Below are 22,568 nucleotides of genomic sequence, written 5' to 3'. Positions count from 1 at the left end.
TTTGTTATGGCGTTGTGCAACGCAATTATTTCGACGCAGCTTTCAGTGGTTCTACGGTTGCGTTCGTAATAATTACTGGCTGCTTTGGTGGACCATCAGGTTCACCTTGCGCAGTACCTGGATCCGTTACTTTTGCTAATACTTCTAAACCAGGTTCCTGAACTGTGCCAAATACTGTGTAATACGGTGGCAATGGAGAATCTTTGTAATTAAAGAAGAATTGCGAACCATTCGTATTTGCACCAGCGTTAGCCATGGCAACGCTTCCCTTTGGATAAAACGATCCACTTTCCTTCCCAACTGGGAATTCATCTGTAAAGCTAAAGCCAGGTCCACCAGTACCAGAACCAGTTGGATCACCGCATTGCAGAATGTAAATACCTTCATTCGTCATGCGATGGCACTGGGTATTGTTATAAAAGCCTTCGGTGGCCAGTTTTGCCAAAATTGCGGTAGTACATGGCGCTTGCTCAGTATGCAGAGTAATTGGAATATCCCCTGCATCCGTTGTCAATACCAATACCGCATCTTTTTCTAATACGTCTTCTGGCAAAGTCGCGACATCTTCTTTTGTGCTCTCAAATGTCACACCGCATTTTTCAATAAAAGCATCATTGGTCACTTCTGAGGTTGTGGCTGGTGCTCCTGTAGTGGTTTCACTGACAGGAGCAGTGACAGTACACGATGCCAAAACGCATACAGAAGATAATCCGACTAACGTCCGTAAAACAGCATTCATAGCGTTTAGCCTAGTCGCCAGTTGCACGCACGCGGTAATGCCACGGCGCCAGATTTGGGAAGTTCATTTGAATGTCGAATCCTGGCAAGTCTACGAACAGTGAGACTACAACCAAGATTTTCACAATGCATGTGCAGGCGACGCTTCGTGGAACAGATGACGTCGAAAAGCAAAAACCTTGGAATCTGCCATTTGATCCGGCAAGATACCAAGGTTCATACATATATGTTTGCGTAGCAATTAGCTTGCTGGCTTTTCAACTTCTTCCGCAGGTGGCGCTGGCGGCACTGATGCACCACACATTGCAGGTACTTGCTCTGGGGTCACCGTATTGGTAATCAACGTACATGCCCATGACTGGGAGAGCTTCCAAGTGCCATCTTCAAAGACGAATTCGACATTTTCCGCTAATTCAGCCTCTCGGTCTGGCAACATAACGTTCACCGTTGCAAGCAGCGACTCGTTAGTATAACCAGGCAAAATTGGCTGAACAACTTGGAAATTCGCACCAGATTCAATCTTCGCAGCTGTCATGACTTCAAAAAGTTCTGGAGCAGTTTCGCCACCTTGAACGGTACGAATCTTTTCTTCAATTGGCGCTTGTGGATCTGCAGCAAGCATCAGAATCTGATTGAGTTCTTCAGCTGTTGGCAATGCCACCTGAACAGCTTCGGTTGTAGGCGCTGCTGTTTGGGTGGAAGTCATCACTGGTGCAGCTTCCTCGGTTGCCGCGCAGCCAGTGGTCAAAAGCGCTACAGCGGCTGCAGCGAGTGAAAGCTGAATTTTGTTCACAACATTCTCCTTGTAACAGTGCACCTGAACGTACGAGGGGTTACCACCAACACCAAGTTTTCTGACATGAATGCCACTTAGTGCTAATACAATGTCGAGACAAGAGCACATTTTTATTAATCTAAAAAATACAGTTTACCTAATTGTTATGAATACGTCATCTTATAGCTTGATTCATCAGTTTATTACCAGCTGTAGGCAACGGTTGACACAGAGACGTACCTGGGTTTCGAGGTTTGGATGATAGGCGGTGTTCTCGGGGACGGTTGGGAGGGCTGAGAGGCGTCGCCTTTCATACGTACCGCTGGCGTAGATGAGTGGCTCTCCCCTGAATGCATGCCTCGCACACCAACGTTAGCCCTATATTTCTGACCTGTAAAGAAACGGTATACTCAACACCAAACTTTGCATGTTGATGATATACAGGCGATAACCGCTCCCCTTTGACCATGACATCGTGTGTATAAGCATGTATCTCTACACCAACACATTCAAAAGAATAAGGACATTGCATATGCACGCTGATGCAGCACCAAAAGTTGTTGTTATTACCACCGGCGGTACCATTTCTTGCACCACAGATGCCAGCGGTGCGTTAGTTCCAACGGTCACCGGTGAAGCACTCGTTGCAGCAATTCAACCACGGCTTGCTTCAACACTGCGTGTTGAAATTAACGAATTACAACAACTTGATTCTTCGTCTATGACATTTGCCGATATTGATGACATCGTCACAGCATGCCATCAAGCACTTGCAGATCCTGCAACAATCGGCGTGGTTGTCACACATGGCACTGACTCTTTAGAAGAAACTGCCATCGCATTGGATACCTTTCATCACGATTCTCGTCCGGTTATCCTCACCGGTGCGCAATTGCCATTTGATCATCCAACGTCTGATGGCCTCACCAATCTTCTCGAAGCCATCACCATTGCAACCGAACCAGCGGCACAAGACATTGGCGTGTTAATCGTTTTCGGCCATGCAGTGCTACCAGCACGAGGAGCTTTGAAGTGGCACACCACCGACGAGCTTGCCTTTGCGACGAATGGCCCAGAGGAACCAACACGCGCTGAACCAGTGCCTGTCGCTCCCCTTGCAGCAGTTCGAGTGGATATTATTCCAGGCTACCCAGGCGCACCGCGTACCCTGCTTGATGCTGCACTTGCCGCAGGCGCACAAGGATTAGTTATTGAAGGCATGGGCAGCGGCAATATCGGCACCGAACTGGCAGCTGCAGTTGCAGAAACTCTTGCTGCAGGTATTCCAGTAGTGATCTCAACCAGGGTGCCGCGCGGAAATGTCTCAGGCACTTATGGTGGTGCTGGTGGTGGAGCTACCTTGCATAGTCTAGGAGCCATTGGATCAACATATTTCCGTGCCGGGCAAGCTCGAGTTTTATTGGCGATCGCAATTGCAACAGGCGTACATCCACAAACATTGTTCTAGTCTTTAAAAACGGTGATTGATCTGGAAATATTCTCACAGTAGCGCTAATATTCTCATTTTTCGCATACGTGAAGCATATGCATTTCACGTCACGGATCAACTGAGATAGTGATGATGTTGCCGACCAGAATCAACCGCTGGTATCAGACGAATAATATATATTGAAAAGTCTTCTACCAGGTTATAGCTAAAGAAGAGTTCTTTCTATCATTAGCCTTTCTTGTTTGCTACTTTAGTTATCTAAAGGTTTTAACATTTGTAATACCGAAAAAGGAACTAAAAAACAATGAGCCAAGGACTCAAAGAATTCATAAAAGTTATTGCGCTAGGCTGCATTGTTGCAGCTGTGATTATTGCTTCGCGCTTCATTTCATTATCAAACGTAATTTCGCTGCAAACTGAGGGCACATCTGTAACCACAGCAGCAAGCCCAGGAGACACATCTGCCGCACCACAACCCGGCAGCGACGCAGATGTCAAAACAGAGCCTTCACAGGACACAGCTGCCGCACCACGACTCGGCAGCGACGCAGAGATCGCGGCAGAACTCGCAAGCAGAATTGCCAATATGACTCCTGAGGAAAGACAAGAAGCAGAAAGGCCACCACATCCAGGAGAAGATAAAGCGCAATTAGTCAATCCCAATGGAGAAACGCTCTATCAACAATATCGTGGCAGCTATTTCCCAGAAACAGGACTCACCCGTTACGGAAATCTCTTTAGCAGTGACAATCTTCCAACACGACATAGCTTTGAAGGAATTGTTCCTGCTCCACAAGTGGTTCCGCTTCCTGGCTCACTTGAGGATCCCGATCTCCACAAAAAAGCAGCTGAAGTGGTCACAAATATGTTTTCAATCCGGACCCAAAACTATGCTAGTTACCAATGCGGAGTAGCAAGCTTCAAATCAGAAGATACAGTGCCTTACGTCACTAGTAAATATAGTTTCCAATGCGATCTTGATCCGAATCCATATTCAAATTGGATTGAGCTCATGGAACAAGATGCTTACGTTCGTATCGAGAACTTACGTGAAGTACCCAAAGCGCCAGACTCTCCTTTTAATGTTGCAGCCGATTTTGATAATGAGCACGTGGTCATAACCTACAACTTTGACTTCGTTTTTTATGACAAAAACAATGTAGTTATTGATCGTTCCAATCTTGAAGAGTTCTCTACTTACTGGAAGAAAATAGATAATGATTGGAAATTGAGTTATATGATCCCGATATACTTATAGCTAATCGAATCTCATGTATAAAGTGCAACGATCTTATTTCTTCTACATAACGCTACTTGTAGTGCTGTAATTGCGTTGAACTAACACCATCAAATTATTTGTCGGCTTGCTTCACAAGGATTATTGAAGATAGAACCATCACCATTAAACTTCGAGGTGATGTATCTCAGGCCTACTCATGACGCCTTATTCAATTACCAGTAGCTACACAGTTCACAGTACTTTTACAAGCACATTCTTTAAACGACGCTCCACTGCTCTTCTTGATGGCAGTGGAGCGTCTTTGCTAAAACAAGATCCAATGTGAGCCGTTCGCATCATAATCACCCTCACCAACATTGATGACAACTTTACAATAGCGAAGTATGTGTGTGGAAGGCTTGGACAGCTACGGTGACACTGACTACAGAGCTATCTTACATAGGTTTAGGAACCATCGGACCAACATTTTCCTAGCATGGCACGCCAGAGTGTTATTCGCAATTGCAACAGGCGTACATCCACAAACATTGTTCTAGCCTTTAAAAACAGTGTTGTATCTGCGTATATTCTCGCATTAGCACAAATACTCTCATCTTTCGTATACGCGAAGCATACAAATATCACGTCACGGATCAACTGAGATAGTGATAATGTTGCCGACCAGAATCAACCGCTGGTATCAGACAAATAATATATATTGAAAAGTCTTCTACCAGGTTATGGCTAAAGAAGAGTCTTTTCTATCATTAGCCTTTCTTGTTTGCTACTTTAATTATCTAAAGGCTTAACATTTGTAATACCGAAAAAGGAACTAAAAAACAATGAGCCAAGGACTCAAAGAATTCATAAAAGTTATTGCGCTAGGCTGCATTGTTGCAGCTGTGATTATCGCTTCGCGCTTCATTTCATTATCAAACGTAATTTCGCTGCAAACTGAGGGCACATCTGTAACCACAGCGGCAAGCCCGGCAGACCCCTCAAGCGGCGCAGCCGCCGCACCACAACCTAGCAGTGACACAGTTGCCGCTCGACAACTCGGCAGCAATGCAGAGATCGCAGCAGAAATCGCGAGCAGAATTGCCAATATGACTCCGGAAGAAAGGCAAGAAGCAGAAAGGCCACCACTTCCCGATGAAAACAAAGCCCAATTAATTTATCCTGAAGGAGAAACACTCTATCAACAATATCTCGGCAACTACTCCTCAAAAACAGGACTACCTCTTTACGGAAACGTTTTTAGCGCTGACAATCTTCTCACACGGCGCAGTTTTGAAGGAGAGGTCCCCAATCCAAGCGTATTCCTACTTGCTGACTCGACTGCGGATCCTGGTCTCCACAAAAAAGCAGCTGAAGTTATTACAAATATGTTTTCATTCCGAACCCAAAATTATGCTAGTTTCACATGCGGAGTAGGAAGCTTTAAATCAGAAGATATAATGTATGAGTCAGCCAATAGCAAACAACGCTACCACTGTAGTATTCATCCGGATCCACTTGAATACTGGCTTGATTTCATGAAACAAGATGCTTATATTCGTGTAGATAGTTTACGTGAAGTAATCAAAGATCCAGAGCCGTATTATTTTGAGACACTCAATCCTAATGACGATCGTGAAGTAATAACCTACGATTTAGTCTTAGGCGTTTATGACAAAAATAATGTACTTCTTGATAGTATCAGCTTCAAGCAATTCGCTACTTACTGGAAGCAAATAGATAACGATTGGAAATTGAATTATATGATCCCACTGTACATATGAGATCTATAGCTAATCGAATCTCATGTATAAAGTGCAACGATCTTATTTCTTCTACATAATGCTACTTGTAGTGCTGTAATTGCGTTGAACTAGCACCATCAAATATTTGTCGGCTTGTTCAATTACCAGCAGATACACAGTTCACGGTACTTTTGCAAGCAAATTCTTTAAAAAGACGCTCCACTGCTCTTCTTGATGGCAGTGGAGCGTCTTTGCTAAAACAAGATCCAGCATGAGCCGTTCATATCATAATCACCCTCACCAACATTGATGGCAATTTTACAATAGTGAAGTATATGCGTGGAAGGCTTGGACAGTTACGGTGATACTGACTGCAGAGCTTTCTTACATAGGTTTAGGAATCATCGGATCAAAATTTTCTTAGCATGGTACGCCAGAGTGTTATTCACAATCGCAATAGGCGCACATTCACAAACATTGTTCTAGACTCTAAAACAGTCTTCTACTTGTGCACTTTTGCATATCAGCAGATTTATTCTCATCATTCGTATACGTGGAGCATACGAATTCCATGTCACGTATCAACTGACATGTTGTACTCCATGCAGCACTTGTATGATGTTGATGTTGGCGGTCAGAAATAATCTCTAACATCGTACCAATAATATATATTGAAGAGTTTTCTACCCGGTTATGGCTAAAGAAGAGTCCTTTCTATCATCAGCCTTTTTTGTTTGCTACTTTATATATTTAAAGGTTTTAACATCTGCAATAACAAACAAGGAACAAAACAATGAACCATAGACAAAAAGAAATAATGAAATTTATTACACTAGGTTGCATTGTTGCAGTAGTGGTTATCACTTCACGATTCATTCCATTATCAAAAATATTTTCTCTCTATACTGGCGGCACATCTGTAAGCACAGAAGCAAACTTCGCAGAACTCGGCAGTAATGCTGAAATAGCGACAGAAATCACCAGCAGAATTGCCAATATGACTCCGGAAGAAAGAAAAGAAGCAGAAAGACCACCACTTCCCGATGAAAACAAAGCCCAATTAGTCAACCCTGAAGGAGAAACACTCTTCCAACAGTATCGCGGCAACTACGATTCTAGATATGACGTAACTCTTTACGGAGATGTCTTTATACATCCTCCAACACGGCACAGTTTTGAAGGAGAAGTTCCTAATCCACAAGTATTCCCGCTTGCTGGTCCACCTACGGATCTTAGTCTCACAAAAAAGGCAGCTGAAGTTATCACAAATATGTTTTCATTCCGAACCCAAAATTATGCGAGTTTAGGATGCGCACTGGTAAGTTTTGAACCAGAAGATCTAGTACCTAGTCTCAATAATGAAGGCAAACACGTATGTGCTCTTGATGGGACTCCACAACCAATCTGGATTAAGCTCATGGAACAAGATGCTTATGCTCGCGTAGATACATTATCTGAAAGTTTCCAAGGGCAATCTATAATTTATGATGATTCAAAGCCATCTCACAATGGTACCCTCGGGAGAGCCTATACTTTAGAATTAGGTTTTTACGATAAAAACAATGTACGTATTGGGCATGTCAGATTTCCTTATATTGTTACTAGCTGGCGGAAAACAGGGGATGATTGGAAAATGGTTAGCAGGGACATACACTGGCCACTAGAAAATATAGAGTTACTCTCTCCGCAACCATAAATCCCACAATCTCACTTCGTAAACGAGCACTACAAGTATTGCTGTAATCACCTTGCATCATCAGAATCAAGTATGCGATGCCACTCCTGCACGAACTTGCAAGCAGCGCACAGATGCTCATTACTGTCTGCACCATAGATCACATGTCTATGGTGCAGACAGTAACTCACAATCCGGCATTTACTCGAACCATAATGTGCATATGGTAATTTCCAATCCCCTATCTTTGCCAACATCAGGCTTCAACGCTATGTGTCTCGCGCCAACGCTGGGATTTTATTAATAACCAGCAGATACACAGTTTGTCGTAGTTTTTGTATACTCGTTCTCAAAAAACAAGACGCTCCACTGCTCTTCTTCATAGCAGCGGAGCGTCTGGTGATAGTTCAAATTCTATGTGTCAGTCCATCGTTTCGTGATCGCCTTCGCCAACGTTGGTGGCAACATTTGTAACCACCGCATCAGCAGAATCAGTGCTTGAACGTATAGCTAAATAATCGTCCCATTCTAAGCTGGCAACAGGATCTGCTGGCACTAATTGGTCAGTATCAATCGGAAAGGTGCGAGAAAAACTTTTCTCGGTAGTTCTTGTTTCAAACCGGACTGTCACAATGCCATGTCCAGAGCCTTGCACCCAGCCATGACCATATTCTGCGTGATACACGTCTTCGGTGTTACGCCAATTCCTCAGCTCCCGGTGCTCTCGGTGCTCCCGGTCTTCCTGATGTTCCTGGTCTTCCTGATCTTTGCCAGAAATCCCTAACAAAGGATTTGCCTGAACAGGATCTCCCAAGTTCGGCACCTCTGATTCAACCTGGAGTGGTAAGAATTGATCGACCTGCTGATCTTCGGTCACAATATTGTGCCGAATCAACGTTTCAGGGAATAACGTAGTTTGGCTTGGCATTTCCAAGTTGCTAAACGAAACGCCAACTAACCGAATCGCACCTAAATCTGCAGGTGATTGCACCAGTGCATCAGCCAGCGCCTTTAATACGTTCGCATCATCACTGGCATACAGCAAGGTTTGACTTCTAGTATTCACCCGAAAATCAGCGGTTTTTAGCTTCACACTCACAGTTCGCGCACCACGACCATCTTTGCGCAACCGCTGTATCGCCGCTTCAAATGCCTTCTCAAGCGCTTGCTGCACTTCGCTGGCAAGGAGCAGATCGTGACTATAGGTAAATTCTGCACCAACGGATTTCGCTTCACTTCTTGGCTCTACTGCTGCAGTATCAAAACCATTGGCCACCAACCATAATCCCACGCCAACCGTTTTGCCGAGTAGTTGTTCAACTTCACCGCGTTGCAAATTCGCAAACTCTGCAATTGTTTCGACTCCGTAGCGATGCAGTTTCGTTTCAGCAACTGGCCCAACGCCCCACAGTTTTCGCACTGGCAGCGGCCCTAGAATTTCCGCTTCACGTTCCTTCGGAATTACATACACACCATTTGGTTTGGCAAGACCAGAACCAATTTTGGCAGCTTGCTTGCCACCTCCTGCACCAATCGAGCTCATTAAACCAGTCACAGCAGCAATTTCTTGTCGCAGGTGTTCTGCCCAATCGTTCACCTCAGTAACAGAGGCCCCTTGTAAACCATCGGGTTCCAAAAACGCCTCATCAATACTGACTTGTTCAATCAGGCCTGCATATTTCCGCACGATTTCAAACACGCGTCGTGAAGCAACGGCATACACGCTATGGCGCGGAGCAACGATAATGCCGCGGTAGCCAACCAGTTTTTTCGCCTGATGCATGGGCATCGCAGAGTGGGCGCCAAGTTTACGCGCCTGATACGACGCTCCTGCGACAACTCCTCGCCCACTCGTGCCTCCCACAAGCACCGGCCGTTCGCGCAGGGTTGGGCGGGTGAGTTGTTCCACGGATGCGAAAAATGCATCCATATCTAAATGTAGAACCCAGCGCCTTTCCATGATCTCTCAGTCTAATCGATTGCACTGAGATGCAATCATGCTTCACGACGCAGCAACACAGCACCTACGATCAACAACGTGCCTGCAACTTCGATGCCAGAGAGCACTTGCCCTAACATCACTGCCCCGCACAAGGTTGCCACCAGTGGCATTAAGGCGGTCAGGATTGCATACAGCTGAGGAGACGCTAAACGCATGGCGTTGAAATCGCAAATACTTGGCACAACTGTAGCCAGTAACGCGAGCGTTAATGCAAGGCCTACAACACTCATTGGTGCAGTACCAAAACTGTCAGGACGCACTAGGTAGGCAATTGGTGTTGCGGCAAGCGCGCCAATACATAACGCGAGTCCTAAGATCTGGCGAGTTTGTTGTTGGGTGCCGTTCATATGCTGCGCTAAACGCAAACCAATTGCAATATATACTGCCCACCCTGTTGCTGCCCCTAAGGCAAAAAGAATGCCTGATGCGTTTTGCGTCCACTGCGCGCCAGAAATACACAGCACACCACCTGCAGAACAGGCCAGCGCAATCAAATGCTTGGGAGTCCGCGATGCTATCGCACCGACGACAATTGGGCCAAGAAACTCAATGGCAACTGCGGTTCCTAATGGGATTGAGTCAATGGCGTTATAAAAACACACGTTCATAGACACCATCGAGATGCCGTAGGCGATAATATATTTCGCTTGCGGACCACGTAACAGTTGCGGTTTGAATCCAGAAATCAGAATCAGAATCAACCCTGCACACAGTACTCGTAACCATGCCACAAAACTTGGTTCGAATAAGGCAAATAAGCTTAATGCCAAAGCAGCACCGGTATAGGTACTTAAGCCAGAACCGATGGTATACAGTGCAGGCGCGATCACTTGAGGACGCTGTTTCAAAGTCACTAAATTAGTGTAAACGCAATTGCCCTAAATCAGCATATTCCCTTAGCCTGCATTCCAATTATGCAGTTCAAGGTGAGTATTGCTGAATGTTTTTCTCCGTCATGCTTCACTCTTGTTGGCACAACCAATGCGGCAAAGCTGTAGGACCCGACACGTACAAAGTAACGTCGACAAGCGTCTCGATTGACCACAAATGCGAGGATTACCTCTGTTTTTTATAGCCTCTAGCTGCGCAGAAATCTCCCATGACTACTAAAATCATGCTAGTATTAAGACAGTAGCCGCATTCATCAGAAATAGTTATCGTTCTGAATTATTTTATAAGGATTGATTGAAATGAAAAAGTTACGTTCTTACGTTGTGGCGATCATGGTGATACTCGCCAGCATGACGAACGTTGCTCCAGCAACTGCTATTCATTTCTTAGGCGCAGAAAATATTCCTGCTGGCGGTGCAGAATACGTTGCACTGGGCGATTCTTATGCCGGTAACCCCACTACGAAACAGCAATACGAGCAACTCCCGACGGATCAAAAATGTCGTCATGGAGAAAACTCATATCCAGTTCACATCGCCCCTTATTTCCGTTCATTCGCTAATTACACCTGCTCTGGCGCTGTCATTGAAAAAGACACCGACGCGCAACCACGCATTTCTAATATGGCAATGCTGCTCGATGCCGCCGAACGCGACGGTGCCCTTGGCCCGCAAACGAAAATTGTCACCTTAACGATTGGAGGCAATGAAGCCTGGATCGGTTTCCGCGATTACGGCTTGTTCGGTTCCCCTGAAATTGTCACGCCCGATGAATACCAACGTCGTTTAGCTGCATCAATGGATCGCATCCATCAATTGGCACCACATGCTCGGGTGCTCTTAGTTGGGTATCCAGAATATGTTGGCGCAGATAATTTGAACTGTCTTGTCGATACCAATCGCTTTGGCTTCCCAATTCGCATCGCCGTACCAGCAGCTGGACAGCGTATCTATCTTCTTGCGCTGAACGACGCAATGAAAATCACTGCACCTCTGATGGGAGCAGAATATGTTGATATTTATACCGGATCTATTGGGCATGGCTCCTGTGCCCCAGATTCCATGCGCTATATTAAAACAATCCTTGACGCGCCTGAGCGCGATAAATACTTGCCGTTGCACTTAAACGAAGCAGGTACCAAATATCAAGCTGAAACCATTTTGAAATTCTTAGGTATACAGCAACGTTAAGTTTTTCAATATCGCTGAAGACATAGCACAACGCCGGTCCTGACAAAAAGTTCAGGACCGGCGTTTTAATGCCTCAACGACGTAGAGTGTTATGCCTTCTTCAGTGTTGCGGTCACACCAGCGATGATTGCAACGTCGAGGACTTCGTCTACGACAACGTCAAATGCAGTTGCCAAGACTTCTTGGGCAATCAGGCTTGCATGGCGCAGTGCCCATTCTTGCTTCTCAGCTGGAACGCTTAAGACCACAGTAATGCGATCGGAAACTTCCAATTCAGCTGCCTTACGTGCGTCTTGCAAACCACGAATGACATCGGCAGCCCAACCTTCAGCTTCAAGTTCCTCGGTTACCTTGGTATCGAGCACAACCAAGCCACCAACACCATCAATTTGGGCGGTGGACTTTGGATCAGCTGCGACCAGACGCTCGCTGAATTCCTCTGACTGCAGCTCAATGCCGTCGGCAAGCACGGTGCCATGGTCGGTACGCTCATAGTTACCAGCCTTGACTGCTTTAATGACACGCTGTACGTCGCCGCCAAGACGAGGGCCAGCAACCTTTGCATTGACCACAACTTCGAAGCGGCCAACGGAATCAACGTCATCGGTAAACTGAACGTCTTTGACATTAACTTCATCGCGCAGAATTGCCGCAAATTCGTTCAATCGTGCTGCTTCTGGCAATGCAACGGTCAGCTTTGGCAGTGGCAAACGGTTACGCAGCTTATGTGCTTTACGCAAGCTGGAAGCCGAGGAGCATACGCCGCGTAAATCGTCCATGGTGCGTACCAGTGCATCGTCAGCTGGGAATGCTGCTGCATCAGGGAAATCTGCCAAGTGAACGGAACGCTCACCTGTCAGGCCACGCCAGATCACTTCAGAGATCATTGGCAACAGTGGAGCGGTCACACGCGTGAGGGTTTCTAATACGGTGTAGAGCGTATTAAAGGCCTCAGGGTGCTGATCGTCACCAGCCCAGAAACGATCGCGGGAACGACGCACATACCAGTTGGTCAGCGCATCGCAGAAGCTACGAACCTCATCACAAGCACGTGCAATATCGGTACCGGTTAATGCTTCGTTGGTATTGGCAACCAAGTTATGCAGCTTTGCCAAGATATAACGATCGAGTGGATCGGTGGAATCAACTGACCAGGTTGCTGGCTTGGAGGAATACAGCTGCAAGAAGGAATATGCATTCCACATTGGCAGCAATGCTTGACGTACACCTTCACGAATACCTTGCTCGGTGACAATCAAGTTACCGCCGCGCAAGATTGGTGAAGACATCAAGAACCAACGCATCGCATCGGAACCATCGCGATTAAAGACTTCATTGACGTTTGGATAATTGCCCTTAGACTTACTCATCTTCAGGCCGTCGTCGCCAAGCACGATGCCGTGGGCTACAACCTTCTTATAGGAAGGTCGATCGAACAGTGCCGTTGCCAGCACGTGCATGGTATAGAACCAGCCACGCGACTGGCCGGAGTATTCCACGATGAAGTCTGATGGCGAGTGGGTATCGAACCACTCTTTGTTCTCGAATGGGTAGTGCTTCTGCGCGAATGGCATCGAGCCTGACTCGAACCAGCAGTCCAATACTTCTGGAACACGACGCATCATGGACTTTCCTGTTGGATCGTCTGGATTTGGTCGTACCAAGGAGTCAATATATGGACGGTGCAACGAGGTTGGGCGCACACCAAAATCGGCTTCTAATTCATCGAGGGAGCCATAGACATCCACACGTGGGTAGTTTTCATCATCGGATACCCATACTGGGATTGGGGAACCCCAATAGCGGTTACGGGAGATATTCCAGTCGCGGGCGCCTTCGAGCCACTTGCCGAACTGACCATCACGAATATGCGCTGGCATCCACTCGATCTCGTTATGGTTCAGTTCAACCATGCGATCACGGAATTTCGTCACTGCCACGAACCACGATGGCAATGCCATATAGATCAGTGGCTGGCCAGAACGCCAAGAGTGTGGATAGGAGTGCTCGATGGTTTGATGGCGGACCACACGCTGCTTGGCTTTGAGATCACGAATGATGTCTTTATTGGCGTCAAAGACCAGCTGGCCTTCATATTCTGGAACCAAGCTGGTGAATTTACCATCCATATCAACTGGGATCACAACGTCGATACCAGCTGCTTGGCACGCGATCATATCGTCTTCACCGAATGCTGGTGCCTGGTGCACGATACCAGTACCGTCTTCGGTGGTGACGTAATCAGCAGCGATGATTTGGAATGCATTTGGATGGTCCAAGAAATACTCGAACACTGGCTGATACGTCAGGCCGACGAGTTCGGTACCAACGTGGGTGGACACAACCGTGTACTCACCAAGTTCTTTCGCATAGGCACCCAGGAGATTCTCGGCGAGCAAGAAACGCTGTCCGACGAATTCTGCCAAGCCATCAGCACCAACTTCGACCATTGCATAGGTCACAGTTGGGTTCACAGCCAATGCCAAGTTCGATGGCAAGGTCCAAGGTGTAGTCGTCCAGGCCAATGCGCTTGCACCAACAAGTGCAGGATTTGCCGAAGAGCCTTCCTTGACACCAGTAATTGGCAAGGTGACGGTCAGCGTTGGATCTTGACGCATCTTATAGGAATCGTCAAGACGAGTTTCCTGGTTGGACAATGGAGTATGCTCAGCCCACGAATATGGCAGCACGCGGAACCCCTGGTAGATCAAGCCTTTGTCATACAAAGTCTTAAACGCCCACATCACAGATTCCATGAAGTTCATATCCATGGTCTTGTAGCCGTTTTCAAAATCTACCCAACGAGCCTGGCGAGTCACATACTCTTTCCACTCCTCCGTGTACTTCAGCACGGATGTTGCGCAGTACTCATTGAATTTTTCAAGGCCCATCGCCTCGATTTCGCCCTTATCCTTGATACCAAGCTGCTTTTCAGCCTCCAGCTCAGCTGGCAGACCGTGGCAGTCCCAACCAAAGACGCGACCCACGCGGTTACCCTTCATGGTGCGGAAACGTGGAATGATGTCTTTAACATAGCCGGTAAGCAAGTGACCATAGTGTGGCAGACCATTAGCAAATGGTGGGCCATCATAGAAGACGTATTCTGGAGCGTCGTCACGCTGATCTAAGGAAGCTTGGAAGGTGCCGTCTTCAGCCCAAAACTTCAAAACTTCTTGTTCCATATCAGGAAAACGTGTTGAGTTTCCTGTGAGGTCTACTCGTGGATAGACCTTGCCGATGTCAGTCATGACATGACTCCTTTAAAAACGTGTATTGCTGTGTGTGAACTGCAGGGACGCTCAATAGCGCGGTACCACCCTGCTTGGATATTCAACAACGAATATCCCACTTGTTTTTAAAGGAATTAACGATCCCACCCGTTCGGTTCTAATAAAAATGCCTCTTGGCATTTCGTTCTTCCGAAAGATTCCCCTAGTGATAGCTAGGATCAACACCTGTAGTAGCTAAAGTATAACCTATCTGTCAAATGAGTAAAAAAGCATCCACGAGGTAGTACACACCATCTCGTTGATTGCGAGCAGAGACTGTAGATCGCCTGCAGACTGCGTGATTCGCATGCATGTGCTGTGCTGCGAGATTGAAGTTGTGGTTGATGCACTTGAACTGACATTGCAAACGCAAAAGCCATATCAAATTCATGTGAATCTGATATGGCTTCGAGTCTACGAACGAATGCGGATTTTACTCGCCGGCGTCGTTATGGCCGGAAGTACGCGATTCCAGTTCTTCAAGCTGGGACTGCAACAGAGTCTTCAAACGAGTACGGTACTCGCGCTCGAAGGTGCGCAGTTCAGCGATACGTGCTTCCAGAGCATTCTGCTGCTGCTTGACAGTTGCCATGATTTCAGTGTGCTTGCGTTCAGCATCTGCCTGCAAAGCATTTGCCTTTTCTTCGGCAGCTTTCAGCTGTGCAGTTGCACGAGTAGCAGCATCGGTGAGAGTCTTATCGGACTTCTCTTGTGCCTCAGCAACCAAACGACCTGCGGTTGCTTCAGCATCGGCAACCTGCTTCGCTGCATTCTGACGAGCATTTTCCAAGGTAGCCTTTGCAGAAGCTTCTGCATCAGCAACTTGCTTTTGTGCAACCTTACGTGCATCGGTGAGCAAGGATTCAGAATCAGCCTTCGCCTCAGCGGTCAGACGATCAGCCATCTCTTGCGCCATACCCAAAACCTTTGCAGCCTGAATATGAGTATCAGGAGTTGCAGCACCTGTAGGGGCTGCTGCACCTGCAGGAACAGCAGCAGCGGCAACTGGCTTCTGAGCATTCTTCAGCTCAGCCTTTGCAGCATCAGCTTCAGCCTTTGCAGTCTTCGCTTCCGCAAGAGCCTTTTCAACACGCTGCTGTGCTTCTGCAAGCTGCTTGTCGTAGGAGGCCTTCAGTTCTTTTTCAATCGCTGCACGATCAGCAGTCGGCACTGCTGCCGGTGTAGCTTGTGGCTGGCCAGAACGTGCCTGAGTTAGTTCAGCATTCAGATCTTCAATCTGTTGGCGCAGATCATCGTTCTCATCTTGAATTTCCGCGAGCGTATCCTCAACGAGATCCAAGAATTGATCTACTTCGTCCTCGTTGTAGCCGCGCTTGCCAATTGGCGGCTTGCTGAACGCGACATTATGCACATCGGCTGGAGTCAGCGGCATGGAAGTATTCCCTTCAAGATTCGACAGACGCCATAACTACTGTTACGGCTGTTACTAACCTAACGTTGGCGCAGAAATGGCAAGTGCATGGGGTCACTTGTCACAAGCGTCAATTTCATAATAATCGCAGAAGCGACCAAACACCTAAAGTTTTTGTAAAAAATTACAAATATTTTGCACCATTTCAACAGGCAACTTCATGCTTTATCGCCTTGAACTGGGTTTTTGAGTATTTTTAACCAAATATACTCTCTACTATATTCCCGATATTTTCCCACAAATTACCACCATAAATACCCCATAATGTATCGACAATGTTAAGTTTCCATACCCCCTACCCACCTACTCAAGGGTCTGCCGCAGCTTCCGAGGCTGCCGATGAGGAGTCTGCCACAGCTTCCAGCGTGGAGTCTGATTGCCTCGCTTCTCGCCGCACCTCTCATGTCTCGTCGCGCCTCTCGCCGCTCGCCGCACACTGGGTCAATTTCCTACCGCGTCACAATTGCTCGCTGGCAGCGCGGTGTAATCCTCGAATATGAAACTCAGGCGGTATGTCCTAGGGCTACAATATGATCGTTCTACAATGAAGAAAGCAAGACTAACACAACGCTGAGTAGCACGAACAACACCAAAATAGAAATATCAAGTGCAACATTTCCGACCTTTAATGGTGGAATGAGTCGACGCATGAGCTTCACAGGTGGATCGGTAATCATGAACATGATTTCAGCAGTCTTGTTAAACCAGCTCGGCCCAGTGTAACTTCTGGACATTGTGACAATCATCTCGATAATGATGCGCGCAATCAAAATCTTGATAAAAATATCAATGCCTAGGAATAACGCAAGTTTTATCGCTTCCACAGTTCAACTTTCAGTCGGTAATATTAGATGTTCATCCACAATGAGCTTCGTACGCAAACACTCCGCATCATTACTCTAATGGTAACGAAACGGAGTGCATAAAAGTTCCATGCATTTTCAGGCGTACGACCTGCTCTCGCATGTTTGACGATACAAAAAGTCCACAACTACAGCATCGCCGGCACTGGCTTAATGCCCACGTACGGCTTGGCGCAATTCCTCAAGAGTAACTCTGGAATGCTCTGGAGCAACTGCAAATACGCGATTTTCCAGCTTTTGCATCGTGCCGCGCAATGCGAAGCACAAACCTGCCACGAAATCCACGATTCGCTTTGCGTCTCCTGCAGAAAGTGCGCTGAGATCAAAAACAACCGCATCGCCGTCGCGGAATGGCTCGCCAATTCTTACTGCATCGTTGTATTCAGTTATCGTTACAGGCACGATGGTGGAGCGATAGTTCGTACGCTCAGGGTGATAGCTATAGTCGCTGCGCGATTCAGCTTCACGAGCGTTATATCCAGAATGCGTCTCGTAGCCAACAGATTCTTCATAATATGCATCATCAGTTTCGTAGTCGATCGGACCAATACCAAAAAACTGCTTTGCTTCGTTTGTAACTTTTCCTATTAAAGACATTTTCTCGTTCCCTTCGAGCAGTGCATAGTACGTGTAGTTGTGGAGAGTTTTGTAAGTGTAAAGTGGCATTTGCCACTATAAGTAGGTTTTATTGTAACGGCCATGTACGCGCTATCTGCCTGCAACACGCAAGTAAATTACATCTTTGGCATTTACGATTCCGGTAACCAAATCACTCCAGCTTGTCGGCCAGTTTTGCCTTCGCGACGATAGGAGAAAAACGATTCATCGGTGATAGTGCAGCGTGGATCGGCTTCGATATTGCGGACCCCCAGTGTCAAAAGTTGGCGTACTAAACCAGCTCGAATATCAACACCAGTGGTACCTTTTGCGGTGGTTGTCAGCGAACCAGGCAGGTGCTTTTCAACATCCAGTGCCATCTCGCGCGGCAACTCGTATTGTGTACCAGACGCTGCTGGCCCTAATAAGGCTTGCATTGCGTGAGGCTGTGCCCCAAGCTCAATCATGGTTGCAACAGTTTTTGCCACAATGCCATTGCGCGCTCCAAGACGTCCTGCATGGACTGCCGCAATGACACCGGCTTGGACGTCGTGAAGCAACACTGGCACACAATCGGCGACAAGTACGCAAAGTGCTAACCCCGGAGTTTGGGTCACCAGCGCATCGGTTACCGCGACAGGTTCTGATTGGCGGGTGTTGACCACGCTGACATTATGGGAGTGGACTTGTTCCATCCACACAAATTGTGCTGGATCAAGGCCTAAAACTTGTGCCAAGCGGGCACGATTGGCCTGTACTGCTTGGGGATCATCACCAACATGATCCCCAAGGTTAAATGAGCGAAAGCTCCCAGTTGAATGTCCGCCAGCACGCGAAGTAAACACTTGCCGCACTGGACGAGAAAACTGATCGGTCATATGACTTCCCTTAGTATGACTGAAAATTACTTCGCACTCATGAAAGAGGACAGGCCCCTGCGCGCCTAGAAACGCATGAAGTCTGGTATATCCAGATCATCGTCATTGCTTGGCGACGCTGGTTGCTCTGGTGTACGTTCCCGATCGGTGAACAAACCGCCACGACGATCATCACGATAGGTAGGCGTGAATTCTGAACGATGGCGTGGTACGTACTCACCAGTTTCACGAGTTTGCTCTGCGGTAAAGAATGAACCAGATTCGCTTGGTGCAGGAGTTGGTTCAGCCGCTAGTGCAGGCTTTGCCGGGACAATCGGCTTTTTATTGGCAGAATCGAAACCAGTTGCGATCACGGTCACGCGAACTTCATCGCCTAGGTTATCGTCGAAAATCGTACCGAAGATGAGGTTTACATCCGGATCAGCCTTTTCTTCCACCATCGAGGCAGCCAAATTGACTTCCATCAGACCTAAGTCAGAACCACCGGCGACAGAAAGCAGCACGCCCTTTGCGCCTTCCATGGTGGATTCTAATAATGGGGAGTTAATTGCTTGCTGAGCAGCTTCCATCACACGGTTTTCACCGCGAGCAGAACCTACACCCATCAGCGCTGAACCAGCGTCAGCCATCACAGAGCGCACGTCTGCGAAGTCGACGTTGATCAAACCTGGAATGGTGATCAGATCAGTAATACCCTGCACACCGTTATGCAGCACCTGATCGGCAGCACGGAAGGCTTCCATCATGGTGAGATTTTCGGAATCAAGCTGCAGCAAACGATCGTTTGGAATCACAATCAAGGTGTCGCACACTTCGGAAAGCTTCTCAATGCCTTCGAGAGCCTGACGCGTACGCTTTTGACCTTCGAACTTAAAAGGACGAGTCACAACGCCAACAGTGAGCGCACCTTGCTTTTTCGCAATAGCAGCCACAACTGGAGCCGCACCGGTACCGGTGCCGCCGCCTTCACCTGCAGTCACGAACACCATGTCCGCGCCTTTGAGGCTGTCTTCAATCTGACTCTTGGCATCTTCTGCGGACTGACGGCCAACTTCCGGATTAGCACCAGCACCAAGACCACGGGTTGCTTCGCGTCCGATATCAAGTTTGATATCGGCATCAGAGAACATTAACGCTTGGGAGTCAGTGTTGACTGCAATGAACTCAACACCCTTGAGTCCTTCTTCGATCATGCGATTCACAGCATTTACGCCGCCACCGCCAACGCCAACAACTTTGATAACGGCGAGGTAGTTATCTTGGGAAGTCATGAATTCAGACTCGCCTTTCATTTCAATCTTCGGAGATGGTTCTAAACGTTTGCAACCACCATGCCAACCGTGAAGTCTCCAATGAAACTATCGAGGCATGAATGTGCGTTGCTTCTATCTTTCCCAACACAACGATATTTTCGGGGATATTTTTCTTTGGCGTGTCGATACTCTCAAGCTGAACTTTAAAGTTTTGACATGCAGTTATAGGCGTTACATGGAGTTTTTCTCGACGCTGACTCACCTGTAAACAACCGCCACCGCACTGACTACCCCCTTGAACTACACCCGCTACTTTAGGCGCGTCGTCAAGCATCCAGAATCGGGCATAAAAAAACTAGGTGGCATATGTTGTTCCACCTAGTTTTGTCATGGGTTTAGTTAGGGGCGAGCTGCAATAATTGGCGCGCCTGAAATATCCAAGTGTCGCTCTGGGCGAGTGATCGCTGCAGTTAAAGCCACTGCTTTGTCATGATTGTTTTCAAATGCTCCCCAGAACACTTCCCTACCGTCTTTGAGCACAAAATTCACGCTCACCCGATTCGGGGCATGGACTTCCGCGATCTGTTCACGATTGCCAATACCAATTTCTTTCATAATGACCAAAATATCCTGCAACATTTGTGGATCATCATCGGGTGCGTCAAATACCGCCAATGTTTCTGGTGGATGCGGGGCGGTTAAGAAAATATTGCCCTTTTCGTTGACCAGATAATCGCCGTCTTCCCGCGGAATGTACATCACTGCCACATGTTCCTGAAGCTCAACCGTGACTGTACCGAAAATATTTTTACTCACATGAGCTTCTGCCACCCACGGCAGCTGAATACATTGCATTGCCACCGCATTGGTATCAACATGCAGCAGATTTTGCTCCATTAAGGGATCCAAAAAAGTCGCAAGTTCTTCTTCATTGGTCTGTACCATTCCGGTGGTCTCCACAGATTTTACCGTGAGCAGCGGGTAATACCATGCGGTTATACCAGCGCTCATCAGCAATACCAAGGTAATACCGACACTGATAAAAATGCGCTTCATCATACGGTTTGGTCATCTTGCGGTTGGAGGCACTGCAGAATCTCTGGTGCCAACATCGTCACGGAACCGGCACCCATAGTAATGACAATGTCGTGCGGTTCGACCAGTTCTTGCACGCTAGTTGCTGCATGTGTGAAGTTTGGATCGAAAACTGCAGGAATTGTCATTTTTTCAGTAATAATACGAGAATCAACCCCTGGCACTGGTTGTTCGCGAGCACCAAAAATATCCAACACCACAACAGCATCGGCTAAGCTCAAGGCTTGCGCAAATTCCGTTGCAAATTCCATGGTGCGCGAATAGAGATGCGGCTGGAAAGCTACAATAATGCGACCGTGCCCCCTGGCCTGTAATTTCTCTCTTGCTGCAGTAATTACTGCATGCACTTCCGTTGGGTGATGCGCATAATCATCATAGACCTCAACGCCAGCATATCGGCCTGTTCCGATCGCACCTCGGAACTCAAAGCGACGACGCACACCGGTGAATTCCGAAACGCCTTGTGCAATGCGCTCTACCTCGCCACCAGCAGTCACACCAGCGGTTAACGCAGCAGCAGCATTGAGAACCATATGTTCTCCTGGAATGCGGATGAATACGCTCACCGTCTGCTCACCGATTCGGATTTGTGCTTGTGTACCACGTTGTGTGACTGTCATTTCAAGAATTTCAGTATGCGCTAAGTCTGGATACTGCTGACATGCAGCTTTGGTGCCATAGCCAAGTACCCGAGTGGTTGCTGCATGGCGTTGTCCTAAAGCTGCCGCGTGTGGATCGTCAAGGCAAACAATCAGCACTCCATGCGGGGTGATTCTTTCGACGAATTGATCAAACACGTTAAAATAGGCATCTGGTGTGTGAAAAAAGTCGAGGTGATCCGGCTCGATGTTGGTCACAACAGCAATATCCGGCTGATAGCGTAATAATGAAGCATCAGATTCATCGGCTTCTGCAACAAAGCAACTTCCGGTACCTTGATGTGCATTGGTGCCGGACTTGTTCAGCTGGCCGCCAATGGCAAAACTTGGATCCATCCCGGCATATTGCATCGCGACAACCGTCATAGAGGTGGTCGACGTTTTGCCGTGTGTACCGGCAATCAGCACTTGGGTATTACCAGCAAGCAATTCTCCAAGCAGATCCGAACGGCGAATCACGGGAATCCCGTGTGCCTGCGCTTCGAGCAGTTCTGGGTTATCTTTTGGAATAGCTGCGAAAGAAGTCACAACAACTGTTGGTAGCTGACCTGTGAGCATGAGGTTTTCAGGAGCATGTCCAACTGCTACGACTGCGCCCATCGCTCGCAGGGCCATGACAGGACGTGAGTCTTTGACATCGGATCCAGAAACGACTGCCCCACGGCTCAGCAAAATACGTGCCACACCGGACATACCAGCACCACCGATGCCGACGAGATGGACTCGTGAAAGATCAATATTTGCTGGAGTCTGCACCAACTCTTGTGCTCGATTCTGTTCTGGATTCGATGTCATAGGAGTATCCTTTCTTGAACAACCTTCTCGCCAACCTACAACATG

General features: G+C 47.5%; 17 protein-coding genes. 5 read left to right on the top strand and 12 right to left on the bottom strand.

Features of this window, described 5'->3' with window-relative positions:
* Positions 1 to 25: 25 nt before the first annotated feature.
* Both NXS99_RS07605 and NXS99_RS07600 read right to left on the bottom strand, forming a co-directional pair.
* Positions 26 to 739: a peptidylprolyl isomerase gene (locus NXS99_RS07605; protein ID WP_259288065.1), complete on the bottom strand. Its 714-nt coding sequence runs from the start codon at positions 737 to 739 to the stop codon at positions 26 to 28.
* Between the two features lie 240 nt (positions 740 to 979).
* A complete protein-coding gene (locus tag NXS99_RS07600; RefSeq protein WP_396124836.1) occupies positions 980 to 1,531 on the bottom strand; it encodes a hypothetical protein in 552 nt (183 codons plus the stop codon).
* A gap of 514 nt (positions 1,532 to 2,045) precedes the next feature.
* Here NXS99_RS07600 and NXS99_RS07595 point away from each other — a divergent pair.
* From NXS99_RS07595 to NXS99_RS07580, 4 genes are all read left to right on the top strand, one after another.
* Entirely contained in the window at positions 2,046 to 2,981 is a 936-nt protein-coding gene (locus NXS99_RS07595; RefSeq protein WP_259288064.1) for an asparaginase, read from the top strand.
* Between the two features lie 286 nt (positions 2,982 to 3,267).
* On the top strand, positions 3,268 to 4,221 hold the full coding sequence (locus tag NXS99_RS07590; protein WP_259288063.1) for a hypothetical protein: 954 nt from the start codon (positions 3,268 to 3,270) through the stop codon (positions 4,219 to 4,221).
* An 803-nt stretch (positions 4,222 to 5,024) separates the two neighbouring features.
* Positions 5,025 to 5,963, top strand: a complete 939-nt coding sequence (locus NXS99_RS07585) for a hypothetical protein (RefSeq protein WP_259288062.1) — start codon at positions 5,025 to 5,027, stop codon at positions 5,961 to 5,963.
* Positions 5,964 to 6,717: 754 nt separating this feature from the next.
* Positions 6,718 to 7,620, top strand: a complete 903-nt coding sequence (locus NXS99_RS07580; protein WP_259288061.1) for a hypothetical protein — start codon at positions 6,718 to 6,720, stop codon at positions 7,618 to 7,620.
* Between the two features lie 400 nt (positions 7,621 to 8,020).
* Here NXS99_RS07580 and NXS99_RS07575 read toward each other — a convergent pair whose 3' ends face one another.
* Both NXS99_RS07575 and NXS99_RS07570 read right to left on the bottom strand, forming a co-directional pair.
* Entirely contained in the window at positions 8,021 to 9,559 is a 1,539-nt protein-coding gene (locus NXS99_RS07575) for a DNA polymerase IV (protein ID WP_259288060.1), read from the bottom strand.
* A 35-nt stretch (positions 9,560 to 9,594) separates the two neighbouring features.
* Entirely contained in the window at positions 9,595 to 10,455 is an 861-nt protein-coding gene (locus NXS99_RS07570) for a DMT family transporter (protein WP_259288059.1), read from the bottom strand.
* Between the two features lie 387 nt (positions 10,456 to 10,842).
* On the opposite strand from NXS99_RS07570, the gene NXS99_RS07565 reads away from it, so the two are divergent.
* Positions 10,843 to 11,682 carry an SGNH/GDSL hydrolase family protein gene (locus NXS99_RS07565; protein WP_259288058.1) on the top strand — a complete coding sequence of 280 codons (840 nt, stop codon included), beginning with the start codon at positions 10,843 to 10,845 and terminating at the stop codon, positions 11,680 to 11,682.
* 89 nt (positions 11,683 to 11,771) lie between these two features.
* On the opposite strand, the gene ileS is transcribed toward NXS99_RS07565, so the two are convergent.
* From ileS to murC, 8 genes are all read right to left on the bottom strand, one after another.
* A complete protein-coding gene (ileS, locus tag NXS99_RS07560) occupies positions 11,772 to 14,930 on the bottom strand; it encodes an isoleucine--tRNA ligase (protein WP_259288057.1) in 3,159 nt (1,052 codons plus the stop codon).
* 454 nt (positions 14,931 to 15,384) lie between these two features.
* A complete protein-coding gene (locus NXS99_RS07555) occupies positions 15,385 to 16,344 on the bottom strand; it encodes a DivIVA domain-containing protein (protein WP_259288056.1) in 960 nt (319 codons plus the stop codon).
* 578 nt (positions 16,345 to 16,922) lie between these two features.
* The gene (locus tag NXS99_RS07550; RefSeq protein WP_259288055.1) at positions 16,923 to 17,207 is read right to left on the bottom strand and encodes a YggT family protein; all 285 of its coding nucleotides are present in this window, start codon (positions 17,205 to 17,207) and stop codon (positions 16,923 to 16,925) included.
* Between the two features lie 189 nt (positions 17,208 to 17,396).
* The gene (locus tag NXS99_RS07545) at positions 17,397 to 17,843 is read right to left on the bottom strand and encodes a cell division protein SepF (RefSeq protein WP_259288054.1); all 447 of its coding nucleotides are present in this window, start codon (positions 17,841 to 17,843) and stop codon (positions 17,397 to 17,399) included.
* A 152-nt stretch (positions 17,844 to 17,995) separates the two neighbouring features.
* Positions 17,996 to 18,721: a peptidoglycan editing factor PgeF gene (gene pgeF, locus NXS99_RS07540; protein ID WP_259288053.1), complete on the bottom strand. Its 726-nt coding sequence runs from the start codon at positions 18,719 to 18,721 to the stop codon at positions 17,996 to 17,998.
* Between the two features lie 65 nt (positions 18,722 to 18,786).
* Positions 18,787 to 19,992, bottom strand: coding sequence for a cell division protein FtsZ (gene ftsZ / locus NXS99_RS07535; RefSeq protein ID WP_259288052.1), 1,206 nt, complete (start codon positions 19,990 to 19,992; stop codon positions 18,787 to 18,789).
* A 381-nt stretch (positions 19,993 to 20,373) separates the two neighbouring features.
* Complete coding sequence (locus tag NXS99_RS07530; protein WP_259288051.1) at positions 20,374 to 21,033, bottom strand: cell division protein FtsQ/DivIB; 660 nt, start codon at positions 21,031 to 21,033, stop codon at positions 20,374 to 20,376.
* A complete protein-coding gene (gene murC / locus NXS99_RS07525) occupies positions 21,030 to 22,523 on the bottom strand; it encodes a UDP-N-acetylmuramate--L-alanine ligase (RefSeq protein ID WP_259288050.1) in 1,494 nt (497 codons plus the stop codon). Before murC ends, NXS99_RS07530 begins: the two co-directional genes overlap by 4 nt.
* Positions 22,524 to 22,568: the final 45 nt, after the last annotated feature.

The organism is Corynebacterium sp. HS2168-gen11, from assembly GCF_024834075.1.
Taxonomy (GTDB): domain Bacteria; phylum Actinomycetota; class Actinomycetes; order Mycobacteriales; family Mycobacteriaceae; genus Corynebacterium.
The sequence above is the reverse complement of the archived record's forward strand: the minus strand, read 5'-3'. Positions and strand labels throughout refer to the sequence as shown.

Excerpts from the sequence above, each read along its gene's own strand:
- NXS99_RS07605 (WP_259288065.1), bottom strand. The coding sequence starts at position 739 with ATGAATGCTGTTTTACGGACGTTAGTCGGATTATCTTCTGTATGCGTT.
- NXS99_RS07595 (WP_259288064.1), top strand. The coding sequence starts at position 2,046 with ATGCACGCTGATGCAGCACCAAAAGTTGTTGTTATTACCACCGGCGGT.
- NXS99_RS07590 (WP_259288063.1), top strand. The coding sequence starts at position 3,268 with ATGAGCCAAGGACTCAAAGAATTCATAAAAGTTATTGCGCTAGGCTGC.
- NXS99_RS07585 (WP_259288062.1), top strand. The coding sequence starts at position 5,025 with ATGAGCCAAGGACTCAAAGAATTCATAAAAGTTATTGCGCTAGGCTGC.
- NXS99_RS07580 (WP_259288061.1), top strand. The coding sequence starts at position 6,718 with ATGAACCATAGACAAAAAGAAATAATGAAATTTATTACACTAGGTTGC.
- NXS99_RS07575 (WP_259288060.1), bottom strand. The coding sequence starts at position 9,559 with ATGGAAAGGCGCTGGGTTCTACATTTAGATATGGATGCATTTTTCGCA.
- NXS99_RS07565 (WP_259288058.1), top strand. The coding sequence starts at position 10,843 with ATGACGAACGTTGCTCCAGCAACTGCTATTCATTTCTTAGGCGCAGAA.
- ileS (WP_259288057.1), bottom strand. The coding sequence starts at position 14,930 with ATGACTGACATCGGCAAGGTCTATCCACGAGTAGACCTCACAGGAAAC.
- NXS99_RS07555 (WP_259288056.1), bottom strand. The coding sequence starts at position 16,344 with ATGCCGCTGACTCCAGCCGATGTGCATAATGTCGCGTTCAGCAAGCCG.
- NXS99_RS07545 (WP_259288054.1), bottom strand. The coding sequence starts at position 17,843 with ATGTCTTTAATAGGAAAAGTTACAAACGAAGCAAAGCAGTTTTTTGGT.
- pgeF (WP_259288053.1), bottom strand. The coding sequence starts at position 18,721 with ATGACCGATCAGTTTTCTCGTCCAGTGCGGCAAGTGTTTACTTCGCGT.
- ftsZ (WP_259288052.1), bottom strand. The coding sequence starts at position 19,992 with ATGACTTCCCAAGATAACTACCTCGCCGTTATCAAAGTTGTTGGCGTT.
- NXS99_RS07530 (WP_259288051.1), bottom strand. The coding sequence starts at position 21,033 with ATGATGAAGCGCATTTTTATCAGTGTCGGTATTACCTTGGTATTGCTG.
- murC (WP_259288050.1), bottom strand. The coding sequence starts at position 22,523 with ATGACATCGAATCCAGAACAGAATCGAGCACAAGAGTTGGTGCAGACT.